Raw genomic sequence first — 11609 nt, 5'->3', positions numbered from 1 at the left:
AGGACGACGAGGGTGGCGGAGACGGCGGCGATCGAGGCCAGGGTCAGCGCCGTCGAGCCCAATCCAGCTTCGAGTTCCATGGCGCCCACGGTACGGGGCGGGCGCGTGGCTACGCTGGTGCCGATGCGGATCACGGTGTTCCGTCGGCTGATGGCCGACGAGTTCGGCGCCACCAGGGCCGAGATGCTCGCCAAGGACCATGTGCTGAGCGGTCTCGACGGTCGGACGGTCGAGGAGGCGCTCGAGGCGGGCGTGCCCGCGAAGGACGTCTGGCGCCAGGTCTGCGTCGAGTTCGAGGTTCCGGCCGAACGCCGGTGACCGCCCGTGTCGTCAGGGCAGTGATCAGGCACTGAGCAGGCATTGGGCACAGGCCCTGGCACAGGCCCTGGCACAGGCGCGGAGCACAGGACGGCGCGCGAAATCGTACCGCCTCGGTGTGTCAGTTTCGCGATCGAACAGATGTTCACTAGGATGTTGTCCACACCGGGGTCGGCTGTCCACAGATCTGACGACAGGCCTGGAACTGTCGGACCCCGCCCGTACCGTCGGGCCCCGGACGCAAGAACGACCGGACACAAGCAAACGTCAAGGCCAATGAGGTGGGTTCCATGGCAGCAGCAGCGGACAAGGGTGCACCGGACAAGAGCAAGGCACTCGACCTTGCCCTGGCCCAGATCGACAAGCAGTACGGCAAGGGCTCGGTGATGCGGCTGGGCGAGGACACCCGCCCGCCCGTCGAGGTCATCCCGACCGGTGCCATCGCGCTCGACGTCGCGCTGGGCATCGGCGGTCTGCCGCGGGGCAGGGTCGTCGAGGTCTACGGCCCCGAGTCCTCCGGTAAGACCACCGTGGCGCTGCACGCCGTGGCCAACGCGCAGAAGAACGGCGGGATCGCCGCCTTCATCGACGCCGAGCACGCGCTCGACCCCGAGTACGCCAAGGTCCTGGGCGTCGACACCGACGCCCTGCTGGTCTCGCAGCCCGACACCGGTGAGCAGGCGCTCGAGATCGCCGACATGCTGATCCGCTCGGGCGCGCTCGACATCGTCGTCATCGACTCGGTCGCGGCGCTCGTGCCGCGGGCGGAGATCGAGGGCGAGATGGGTGACTCCCACGTGGGTCTGCAGGCGCGGCTGATGAGCCAGGCGCTGCGGAAGATCACCGGTGCGCTGCACAACTCCGGCACGACCGCGATCTTCATCAACCAGCTGCGCGAGAAGGTCGGCGTCATGTTCGGCTCCCCGGAGACCACCACCGGTGGTAAGGCGCTGAAGTTCTACGCGTCGGTGCGGCTCGACGTGCGCCGGATCGAGACGCTGAAGGACGGCGGCGACCCGGTCGGCAACCGCACCCGCGTCAAGGTCGTCAAGAACAAGGTCGCGCCCCCCTTCAAGCAGGCCGAGTTCGACATCCTCTACGGGCACGGTGTGTCGCGGGAGGGTTCGCTCATCGACATGGGCGTCGACCAGGGGATCCTGCGCAAGTCGGGCGCCTGGTACACGTACGAGGGCGACCAGCTCGGCCAGGGCAAGGAGAACGCGCGCAAGTACCTGCGCGACAACCCCGACATCGCCAACGAGGTCGAGAAGAAGATCCTCGAGAAGCTCGGGGTCGGGGCCAAGGTCGACGCCGAGGAGACCGCGGCGGCCGAGCCGGCACCCGTCGAGTTCTGAGGGGACCGGGCGTGAGTGACCCGGACACGGCGGGCCCGCGCCGGTCGCGAGCCCGCACTCCGGTGTCGGAGCTGCCTCCCGAGGAGGCGAGGAGGAAGGCCAAGGAGATCTGCTTCGATCTCCTGGCCGCCCGACCCCGCACCAGGGAGGAGCTGCGTTCGGCGTTGACCCGCAAGGGTTTCGACGAGGACGTCAGCCGAGACCTGCTGCGCAAGCTCGACGACGCGGGGCTGATCGACGACGCCGCGTTCGCCGAGACGTGGGTGCGCTCCCGGCACAACAACCAGGGGCTCGCCCGGCGCGCGCTCGTCGCGGAACTGCGCCGCAAGGGCGTCGACGGCGAGGTCGCCGCCGAGGCGGCGGGCGAGATCGACTCGTCGGCCGAACAGGAGCGGGCACGGGAGCTCGTGCGCAAGAAGCTGCGCACCATGACGGGCGTGGACGAGCAGAAGGCGACCCGCCGTCTGCTCGGCATGCTCGCCCGCAAGGGCTACCCGCAGGGCCTGGCGTACGGAGTCGTGCGCGACGAACTGCGCAACGCAGGAGCCGAGTCGACCCCGCTCGACGACGCCACCCCGGACTGACCCCGGCGTGGCAGACTCTGTTGGGACGTCAGGGAGCCATGAGGAGTCGCTGTGACCACTGCACGTGACCATCGCGATCCGTCTCGCATGCCCGGCATGGATCGCTTGCTGACGATTGACGAGTATCTGGCACTGGGGGAGACCGAGCCCGGATACTCGGAGCTCATTGGGGGACGACTCTTGATGTCACCGAGCCCCGCGCCGGGGCACAACAAGGCGTCCTTCCGGCTGCTGGCGCAGCTTGAGCCGCAGTTGCCGCCCGATCTGGACGGAGTTCAGGACGTCGACGTGGATCTGGAGCTGGTGCCGCCGGACGAACCGGGTTACGCACGGCGGCCGGACATCGTCGTTGCCGATCGTGCTGCGTTCGAGCGTGTGAACGAGCACGGCGGAATGCTCCGGGCCTCCGAGGTGGCACTCGTCGTCGAGATCGTGTCCCCGGGGTCGAAACGGATCGACAACGTCGACAAGCGCGGCGAGTACGCGGACGCCGGCATCCCGGCGTACTGGATCGTCGATCTCACCGCACCCGTCTCCCTCGTCGCCTTCCATCGGGCAGGCGAGTTCGGGTACCAGGACAGCGGCGCGGTCACCGGTGTCCACACCAGCGTCGAGCCGTTTGCCGCGACGATCGACCTCACGGCGTTGGGCTGATCAGAAGCCGAAGTCGAAGTCTCCGCCGCCCATGTCTCCGCCGCCCATGTCTCCGCCGAAGTCGCTGTCGCCCATGTCGCCACCGTCACCGCCGTCGCCGGCGTCGGACATGGCGTCCTCCTGGCCCGCGTCGTAGCCGTCGGCCCACGCCTCACCGCTGGGGATGCCGGCCATGCCGGAGAACATCGCGCTGAACAGCATCATCGAGCCCAGGCCCCATGCGCCGCCGATGAGCGCGGGCTTCCACCACGGCGTGCTGTACCAGCCCTGCGGAACCGGCCGGCCCGCCACGCGGCCGCCCGGGTAGTAGTGCGGCGTGCCCGAGGTCGGCTGCGGTGAGGCCTCGTAGTGCTCGCCCTCGACGTCCACCGAGCGGTGTTCGGTGACCTTGCCCGCGGCCTGGCGCTCGCGGTCCTCGGGCAGCGCCGGGCCCGGGTCCATGCCCATCGCCTCGCGCGCGGCCCGCACGTAGTACAGGCCCTCGAGGGCCGTGTCCTTGACGAGCTTGGCCTGTTCCTCGGTCTCGGCCTGCTCCATCTGCGACCCGGCCGCGGTGTACCGCTCGCTCGCGTCGGCCAGCGCCTGCTGCGAGGCGAGGTCGGTGCCGGTCAGGCTGAGAACCTGGCCCCCGAGCCGCTCGACCCAGCGGCGGGCCTCGGCCTTCGCGTCGTCGACCCGCTTGCGTTTGGCCGCCTGCTGTGACTGCACCAGGTAGTACCCACCGCCGACGATGATCAGCAGCAGGACGGCGACGAAGATCAGATCCATGGGGAACTCCCGGGGACGGACACGTGGGGCACTCGCAGTATGCCCTGCGCCGGACATACTCCTTCGAACCGGACAACGTGGACGCCGCGCCGGGAGTTCCCCAGCTGGTCACAGGGTCGGGCGAACCGCTACCAGGCGCGGCCCACGTAGTAGGACCCCGTGTAGATGTGCTGCTTGCGCACGACGTCCCCGGTCTCCGGTGCCGCCCACACGTGATTGCCGCCCGCGTAGATGCCGACGTGGTACACGCTCCCTCCACTGTGGAAGAACACCAGGTCGCCCGGGACCTTCGCGTGCCTCGGGATCGACCGGGTGGCCCGGTGCTGGTCGCTCGACGTGCGCGGCAGGTTGATACCCACCGCGCGGTGCACGTGTTGCGCGAAGCCCGAGCAGTCGAACCGGGTGGGACCGCTCGCGCCGTACGCGTACGGCGACCCGGCGTGCGCCGCGGCAACCGCGACGATCCGTTGGCCGATCGGCGTCGACTGCTGCGACCCGCCCGGCTGCGGTCGCGGCGGGGGAGGCGGCGGTGGGGTTCGCACCTCGACCCGGGCGACCTCGGACGTGGCGCCGTCGCGGAAGGTGTCGCCGGCGTAGGTGATGCGCCACTGGGCCGTGGCGTGCGGCGCGCGGCGGAAGGTGACGCTCCCGTCGTCGCCGGTGTCGGCCGTGGCGACCCGGGTCCACTCCTGGCCGGTTCGCCGTTCGAGTGCGACCGGTTCGTCGGTCAGGGGCCGGTCGCGGGTTCCCGTGAGCGTGCCGGAGAGGGTCACGCTCGACCCCTTCATGATGCTGTCGGGAACGTCGTCGAGGGACTGGGTCGTCGGTGTGATCGCCCCGGCATTGCCGGCGAACGCCACCAGCGCCGTGCCGCCGACCAGTCCGATCACTGCTGTGCGCTTCCACGGTGTGGACACGCGAATCCTCCTGAAAGGATCGTGCACGTACGGCCCCCCGACCACGCCGAGGCTCTCGTGGCATCGGCGCCGTGCCGGCCGCCGAGTCGCCCCGTCGGCCGCCTCGACCGTAAACACGCGCTCGACGAGGTCCGCGACTCGACGGCACCCACAACGGTGATCAATGGGTGATGTCGGGTGATTCGGTCGCCCGGTATTCGCCCCCGCCGAACCCTGGCGCCGAAAACTAGAACAAGTTACTGTTTTGTCGTATGAGGTTCACACTGTCGGTGGCCCTGAGCCCGCTGGATCAGCTGACCGAACTGGCCGTCACCGCGGAGGAGTGCGGGTTCTCGTCGATCGCGCTGCCCGACTCACTTTTCTACTCCGAGCAGGTGTCGGCGGACTACCCGTACACCCCGGACGGCAGCCGCTTCTGGGACCGGAACACGCCCTGGGTCGACCCGCTCATCGCGGCCGCGTCGATGGGGGCGGCAACGAGCAGGATCACGTTCTACACCGCGGTGCTGAAACTCGGCTCGCGCCACCCGGTGCTGCTGGCGCGACAGGTGGGGTCGGTCGCGAACCTCACCGGCGACCGGTTCGGTCTCGGACTCGGCGTCGGCTGGGCGCCCGAGGAGTTCGAGTGGTGCGGCGTGCCCTATCGGCGCCGCGGCAAACGCGTCGACGAGGCGATCGACGTGCTGCGGTTGATCCTCGACGGCGGCCCGGTCGAGTATCACGGCGAGTTCTTCGATTTCGACACGCTCTCGATGAGTCCCGCGCCGCGCGAGCGCGTGCCGTTCTACATCGGCGGGCACACCGAGCCGGCGCTGCGCCGGGCCGCCCGCGTCGGCGATGGCTGGTCCTCGGCGATGATGAAACTCGACGACCTGCGCGACACGATCGACCAGCTGCACACGTTGCGCGCCGAGTACGGCCGCGCCGAGGAGCCGTTCGAGATCCAGGCCGTGTGCATCGACCGGTTCGGTCTCGACGGGTATCGCGAGCAGGCCGACGTCGGCGTCACCGACGTGATCACCGTGCCCTGGGTTTTCGAGGGTCTCGGTTTCGACGCGCCGATCGAGCAGAAGAAGGACTCCATCAAGAAGTTCGCCGACGAGATCATCCACCGCTTCTGAGAAGGGCAGGCGTATGAGTGTGACCGTGTGCTGGGACGTCGACGCCGAGCAGCCGCCGGCCCGGGTCGCGGCGTTGCGCTCCATGGAGGCCGTCACCGCGGGGGACAAGGAGAGCTGGCTCGAGCTGTTCGACCCCGTGACGGTCGTGGAGGACCCCGTCGGCCCGTCGGGGTTCGACGAGGAGGGCAAGGGGCATCACGGGCGGGACGGGATCTCCGCGTTCTGGGACATGACGATCGCGAACGTGCAGCGGTTCCAGTTCGTCGTCCGCGATTCGCACGCGGGTGGCGACGAGGTGGCGAACGTCGCCACGATCACGACGCTCTTCGACGGCGGGTATCGCGTCGACACCGACTGCGTGATCGTCTACAAGGCCGGGTCGGACGGGCGGATCCTGTCGGTGCGCGCCTTCTGGGAGGCCGATCGCGCGGCCGCGACCGCGCGGCAGGTGGAATAGCCGTTCACCCGGGGTTCGCCGCCCGCTCGTCCTCCGCTCTCCGCGGGGTCACACGACTACCCGACCGTGTGAACCCGACATAACGGAGAAGGAGTCACGTAGTGCGCGGTCGAATCGGTAGGTGGGCGGCGGGCGTTCCGGTCCTGGCAGGAGCGATGCTGGCGGCGGGGCTGCCCGCGGCGGCGTCCCCGGCGGCTCCGGGGCCCGGGGCGTTCCCGGGAGCGCCGGGTGTCCCGGGGGAGCGGCCCTCGTTCTGTGAGCACGATCAGCGGGGCGGCCTCGCCGCGGAGCTGTTCTGTGCCGAGGAGGGCGATCTCGTCGAGGTGCGGATCGGGGACCTGCGGCCGACGCAGCCCGCGATCGGCTACGACCAGATCTACTACAAGCAGGGCCGGTACACGCTCGGCAAGGACGACGTGAACAAGCGGTTCGACGACTGGTGCGAGGCCAACGGGCAGGGCGGCGTCGAGGACGCGGAGCCGGACGCGACGTTGCACGACCCGTCGACGTTCACGTGCGAGGTCGACCTGGGTGACGAGACCGACGACGACATCGCCGAGATGAAGACGTTCGTCGTGGGCCCGGGCGGTGTGCCGTACCTGACCGACGGGCACCACACGTTCACGTCGCTGTTGGAGGTCGCCGGTCCGGACGTGCGGGTACGGGTGCAGGTGCAGGACAACCTGTCCACGTTGCCGCCGAGCGCGTTCTGGCAGCGGATGAAGGACGAGGACCGGGTGTGGCTGCGTGACGCGGACGGTTCGACGATCACGCCCGCGCAGCTGCCGCGGCAGCTCGGCCTGGACACGATGAACAACGACGAGTTGCGGGCGTTGCTGTACTACACGCGTGACATCGGCTGGGAGTCGACCGACACGTTGTACGCCCAGTTCCGGTGGGGCAACTGGATCACCGCGAACCCGGACATCGACCTGTCCGACTGGGACCGCGCCGACTTCGACAGCTACCTCGACGCGGTGCGCACGGTGTCGGAGGCGCAGGTCGAGCTCGACCCGTCCGACGTGGTGGACGGCGAGTACACGGCAGGCGACCTCGGCGTCCTCGACGAGTGGAACGACGGCGACCCCGCCGACGAGGGTGAGTTCGCCGACCTGTCCACCCCCTACTCGGCCGACAAACCCGGCAAGCTCGCCTACGCCCTGGAGTACAAGAACACCCACAACCTCGACTGAGGTCGGGGCAGTCACGAGCAAGGGCCCCGGTCACGTCACGACGTGGCCAGGGCCCTTGTTTCGTACGGTCGGGGCGACAGGATGTGAACCGTGTTGTTGCCGTCAGTCTTCGGGCTGTGGCGTTCCATTCGGCCAGACGCAGGGTGAATCTCCCAGCAGGTAGAGTTCATTCAGTGGGTTGGTGCGGAGCCCGATTGTGAACTCGTCTTCGTCGCTGACAACACGTAGCGTGTCGGCGTCCTCACTGAGTACTCGATAGCCGTTCTTTCTCCACCAGTCCTTCAGTTGGAAGAATTGTTCCTTGATAGACTCTTCGGGTATGTTCTTTATTTGGTAGGCGAGGCTCGCGAACACGCGACCTTTGGGCCCCGGGTCTCCGGGGTCCTCGCAAGGACTTTCCTTGTGATGCGAGAACGTTTCGAAGCTCGCTTCTTCTGGAAGGGCTTCCCGGGTGCGCTGCATGTGTTCTTCGAGCTTCTCGTTTGCGCGCTGAATGGTGATGGTTTCTGCCATGGTGTCTCCGGATTCATCGGTGGGACTCCCACATGCTCCCAGGCAGAGCAGGAAGGTCGTGGCGACACATGCTGCCGCCCTTCTTGTGAAGTACTTCATCACGACTGCCCCGCGATTATCTTACCCATTTTTTCCAGGGCCGGGTTGTTGTAATCCCAATAGTCACTATGCGAGTCCAAGTTATAGCCACCTTGGTACCACTTTCCTTCGGAGTCGGAACTTGACCCGAACACATTCGCTCCAAATTCACGCTCGGTGGGGTCGATGTCGAACACGGGAGCCTCTGCCACCGGGTCGTTCTCGTCCGCAGTTGCCCACACGTGCCCTTCTGGGATCTGAAGATCACTGACATGTGGTGCATCTACCCCTGGCGACCCAACCAGGACCAGATCATCCACGGGCATTTCGTGATTCTGCGCAGTCTTACCGATCGTCGTTGCTCCGTAGCTATGTCCGACGAGTGTGTTATGGCGTTCTGATGCGTTCTCGTCTCGAGATTCAAGAAGCCCGTCTTGGAACTTGGCGAGTTTGGGCTCGGCTTCTTCGGCGTAGGTTCCGCTCGTGGCGTTTGCGAACTCGTCAGGTGCGTCGTAGCCGTGCCATGAGATTGTCGCAGTCGACTCTGCTCCCGCCCATCGAGCTTGTTCAGCCATGCGCTCGGAGCGGTCCATCGTCGAGTCGATGTTACCGAGCTCGGACCCCGTCCCCGGGACGAACGTCGAGACGTACTGTGCCGTATCGGGGTTTCCGCGTGACACAGCCGCGGTGCCGTCGCCTTCGCTGTCAACCTGAAGGATGAAGTACTTCTCGCTACTGTCATCGTCGAGGTCTTTGGTTTCGTTAACCTTGTTCTCGATGTCGTTCAGCCCTTTGATGCGGCCATCGATGTTCTCGATCTTCCTCTCGAGGCTGGACCTTTCAAGTTGGCCACCGGGTCCGTGCTTCGTGCCCATCTCCTCCTTCAGGGACTTTCGCTCGGCGCGAAGTTTCTCGCGTTCGTCGCGGAGGATGGTCATGTTCGCCGAACTTCTGGTGGTGGTGTCGAGTCCGTCGCGTGGTCCGACCAGGCGAGGGTAGTCCTGTGCGAACCGCTTTCGCTGAGCGTCGCTGAGTGTGGCCCACCATGCTGCGTTCTGCGCGGCGGTTGCGTCGTTGATCAGTGGTGGGGTTGGGATGCTGAGTGCGCCGAGTTTTGCGCCGGCGTGTCCTGCGGCCGACAGAGATGTCGCCGTACTGTCGGCATCGATCGTGTCAGACGACAGGACCTTGTCCAGGACGGCGCAGAGATCGCTGTCGATGTCCCGAGCGCTGCGTAGAACCTGGCTCACCCGCTCGTCCAGTTCGGACTTGATTTTGGCACGTTCTTCTGCGACGGCTTGTTGCTGGGCATCCGGTGTGTCCGCCGGTGGTCCCTGATCCCTGATCGCACCATCATCGGCGATGCTGAAGTTGTTGGCCTTCGCCAGTTCCTCGGCCTCGGTCACACCGTTCTTCACGCCGCCGATCGCATCGCTCGCCGCGCCGCACGCCTTGCGAACGGCTGCGATCTCAGCGGTCCATTCACCGAGGCTCTCCACGAGTTCGCCGCACCGGCTGCCGGCCGCTTGCGCGGCTTCGCCGGACCATCCCTCCGGGGTGCCAATCTTGCCGAGGTCTTCGCCGGCGGCGATGAGCTCGTTGTACTCGCGGTTCAGGGCCCCGACCGCTTCGCCGAGCGGATCACCGCTCCACTGGCGCACATCAGCCAGGTGACCATCAGATCGCCCGGGCGCGACCTGTCGAACCGCCCAGATCGATGCGAGCGGCCTCGTCCGAGCTGCGGTAATGGTCCGCGGCGGTGGACAGATCCTGTGCGTACTGATCCAATGCGCCCGCAGTCCTTGATCCCTTTCCCTGCCAGGACTCCTTAACCTGTGCAAGCTTTGCGGCCGACCGGGAGCCTTTCACGCCCGCGGGGCCATCTGGAAGCGCCTCGGCCGGTTTGACCGAGCGCACTCCTTCGGCCACTTCTCCAGCCGCAGTGCTAGCGCTTGTGATGGCCTCGATTTTCGCCTCGAACGCCATGGCGCCCCCTCAAATGTTTGCGGTGCTGTGATGGTGAAGTGTGGCACCGACGCCAGGGTGGTTCAACGTATTCAGGGAAGACCGCGTGGTGCTCGTCGCTTAATCGGACGATCGTGGCGTCAGTCGATGTGGACGGACCTGCGCTGGGATTACAGGAAAGTTCGGTCAATCAGGACATAATGTTCAAATGGAGTAGCAATGTCGACCGCTTGTAGTGATTTCCGGATTCGCGTCCGGATCCTTGGCTTCGGTGGCGGTTGGCGAGTTCGCATGACGCCAGGTCGCAACAGCAGGCTGAGCGGTGATCAACCTCGATGTTCACGCAGGGAGTTCGCGATGGCGATCGTCGAGCCCGCCGCTGAGTCGGCCCGGCTCCACATGCACACCGGTTACTGTTCGTGATCGTCCGCAGTCTCGGCGGTTCCCGCTGTGCCGCGGTGGCGGCTGTCATGGCCGATGGCAGCTGGACCGGCGAGGTGACCGTACAAATCCCACGTGTAGAGGGGTGGCGTGGCAGCCTCACGCTGTACCGGGATCGGCGAGTCAGGTGTCCTGAGGTGTCCAACGCATCGCTGGTCAGGGGCACATCTGGGGGCTCGTGAGGACGCCCCCAGATGTGTGACCCGCTGACCTGCATCTTCCCGGTCGGGGCGACAGGATTTGAACCTGCGACCCTTCGCTCCCAAAGCGAATGCGCTACCAAGCTGCGCCACGCCCCGTGTCACCACCCGCAGGGTGGTGTGCAAACACCATAGCGGGTACCGGTAGACTGCCTGCGCAGCCGGTCACCGGCCGCTGCGGGCGTAGCTCAATGGTAGAGCCCCAGTCTTCCAAACTGGTGGTGCGGGTTCGATTCCCGTCGCCCGCTCAGCGCATCGCGAACGCGCCCTCCGAGCACGGAGGGCGGCGTTCCTGCATTCAGCACCGCGAGGTCTGCGCTCCGACACGCGAGACCGGCGTTCGGCGCCGCCAGATCTGCCTTCGGGTCACTGGCGGGCCACTCAGCAGTTGGCCCAGCCTCGGCCGCTGCGGCCCCAGGAACACGAGTCCAACGCGCGTCCCCGCGCGTCCAACAGGGTGGCGCGGTCACCGGTGTTGTTCCAGACGTAACGCTTGAAACCCCGGCCCCAGTAGCGGTGCCACGGATTGTTCTTCCCCTTACCCGTGTGCACCGTGATCGACTTGCCCTGACTGGGCCCCGTTTGGTGGTCCAGTGGTTATGAGAGTGCGGGTTGGTTGGTGATCCACTGCTCGCGGAAGGTGGTCGGGGGTTGGCCGCCGAGCGAGCCGTGGGGTCTGTAGGTGTTGTACTCGATGCGCCAGTCCTCGGCCAGGACCTGGGCTTCGAGTAGCGTGTTGAACTGCTCGGTGGCCAGGAATTCGTCGCGGAATCGGCCGTTGAACGACTCGTTGTAGCCGTTCTGCCACGGCGCTCCGGGCTCGATGAACTCGGTCGACACGCCGCCGAAGCGGCACCAGTCGGCCAGAGCGGCGGAGGTCAGTTCTGGCCCGTTGTCCATCCGCAGATGCTGCGGCGTGCGCCCGGTCTCGGCGATGACCTTATCGAGCAGGGTTATCGTGTCATCAGCCGTGAACGAGCGAGCGGCCGTGGTGGCGAGGGCTTCGCGGGTGAACTCGTCGACGATGTTGCAGAACCGGATCTGC

General features: G+C 66.7%; 14 protein-coding genes and 2 tRNA genes. 8 read left to right on the top strand and 8 right to left on the bottom strand.

Features of this window, described 5'->3' with window-relative positions; translation table 11 throughout:
- Positions 1-123 precede the first annotated feature (123 nt).
- The 4 genes from BJF85_RS11315 to BJF85_RS11300 all read left to right on the top strand — a co-directional run bounded on the left by BJF85_RS11315 (position 124) and on the right by BJF85_RS11300 (position 2911).
- Complete coding sequence (locus BJF85_RS11315) at positions 124-318, top strand: DUF3046 domain-containing protein (protein WP_075847523.1); 195 nt, start codon at positions 124-126, stop codon at positions 316-318.
- Positions 319-608: 290 nt separating this feature from the next.
- Positions 609-1673, top strand: coding sequence for a recombinase RecA (gene recA / locus BJF85_RS11310; RefSeq protein WP_075847521.1), 1065 nt, complete (start codon positions 609-611; stop codon positions 1671-1673).
- Positions 1674-1735: 62 nt separating this feature from the next.
- Entirely contained in the window at positions 1736-2257 is a 522-nt protein-coding gene (locus tag BJF85_RS11305) for a regulatory protein RecX (RefSeq protein ID WP_075847519.1), read from the top strand.
- 96 nt (positions 2258-2353) lie between these two features.
- Positions 2354-2911 carry a Uma2 family endonuclease gene (locus BJF85_RS11300; RefSeq protein WP_369822145.1) on the top strand — a complete coding sequence of 186 codons (558 nt, stop codon included), beginning with the start codon at positions 2354-2356 and terminating at the stop codon, positions 2909-2911.
- Here the strand turns inward: BJF85_RS11300 and BJF85_RS11295 are convergent, their stop codons facing one another.
- Positions 2912-3679, bottom strand: a complete 768-nt coding sequence (locus BJF85_RS11295) for a hypothetical protein (protein WP_075847196.1) — start codon at positions 3677-3679, stop codon at positions 2912-2914.
- A 128-nt stretch (positions 3680-3807) separates the two neighbouring features.
- Positions 3808-4596 (bottom strand): NlpC/P60 family protein, encoded by a 789-nt coding sequence (locus BJF85_RS11290; RefSeq protein WP_255375562.1) that lies wholly within the window; start codon positions 4594-4596, stop codon positions 3808-3810.
- A gap of 251 nt (positions 4597-4847) precedes the next feature.
- On the opposite strand from BJF85_RS11290, the gene BJF85_RS11285 reads away from it, so the two are divergent.
- From BJF85_RS11285 to BJF85_RS11275, 3 genes are all read left to right on the top strand, one after another.
- Complete coding sequence (locus BJF85_RS11285) at positions 4848-5717, top strand: TIGR03619 family F420-dependent LLM class oxidoreductase (RefSeq protein ID WP_075847192.1); 870 nt, start codon at positions 4848-4850, stop codon at positions 5715-5717.
- A gap of 13 nt (positions 5718-5730) precedes the next feature.
- On the top strand, positions 5731-6174 hold the full coding sequence (locus BJF85_RS11280; RefSeq protein ID WP_075847190.1) for a nuclear transport factor 2 family protein: 444 nt from the start codon (positions 5731-5733) through the stop codon (positions 6172-6174).
- Between the two features lie 101 nt (positions 6175-6275).
- Positions 6276-7367: a ParB/Srx family N-terminal domain-containing protein gene (locus tag BJF85_RS11275; protein ID WP_255375561.1), complete on the top strand. Its 1092-nt coding sequence runs from the start codon at positions 6276-6278 to the stop codon at positions 7365-7367.
- A gap of 102 nt (positions 7368-7469) precedes the next feature.
- On the opposite strand, the gene BJF85_RS27290 is transcribed toward BJF85_RS11275, so the two are convergent.
- The 4 genes from BJF85_RS27290 to BJF85_RS11255 form a co-directional block, all read right to left on the bottom strand.
- Entirely contained in the window at positions 7470-7880 is a 411-nt protein-coding gene (locus tag BJF85_RS27290) for a hypothetical protein (RefSeq protein WP_222844530.1), read from the bottom strand.
- A 98-nt stretch (positions 7881-7978) separates the two neighbouring features.
- Positions 7979-9619, bottom strand: a complete 1641-nt coding sequence (locus BJF85_RS11265) for an alpha/beta hydrolase (RefSeq protein WP_083666243.1) — start codon at positions 9617-9619, stop codon at positions 7979-7981.
- Positions 9620-9635: 16 nt separating this feature from the next.
- Complete coding sequence (locus BJF85_RS11260; protein WP_075847186.1) at positions 9636-9944, bottom strand: type VII secretion target; 309 nt, start codon at positions 9942-9944, stop codon at positions 9636-9638.
- A 645-nt stretch (positions 9945-10589) separates the two neighbouring features.
- A tRNA-Pro gene (locus tag BJF85_RS11255) sits at positions 10590-10663 on the bottom strand.
- A 78-nt stretch (positions 10664-10741) separates the two neighbouring features.
- Here BJF85_RS11255 and BJF85_RS11250 point away from each other — a divergent pair.
- Positions 10742-10812 (top strand) — tRNA-Gly (locus BJF85_RS11250).
- A gap of 133 nt (positions 10813-10945) precedes the next feature.
- Here the strand turns inward: BJF85_RS11250 and BJF85_RS27955 are convergent.
- Entirely contained in the window at positions 10946-11122 is a 177-nt protein-coding gene (locus tag BJF85_RS27955; protein ID WP_369822151.1) for a hypothetical protein, read from the bottom strand.
- Positions 11123-11161: 39 nt separating this feature from the next.
- Positions 11162-11609, bottom strand: a 448-nt coding sequence (locus BJF85_RS11245) for an integrase core domain-containing protein (RefSeq protein ID WP_075847184.1), incomplete at its 5' end; no start/stop codon positions are given.

The organism is Saccharomonospora sp. CUA-673, from assembly GCF_001942305.1.
Classification (GTDB): domain Bacteria; phylum Actinomycetota; class Actinomycetes; order Mycobacteriales; family Pseudonocardiaceae; genus Prauserella.
The sequence above is the reverse complement of the archived record's forward strand: the minus strand, read 5'-3'. Positions and strand labels throughout refer to the sequence as shown.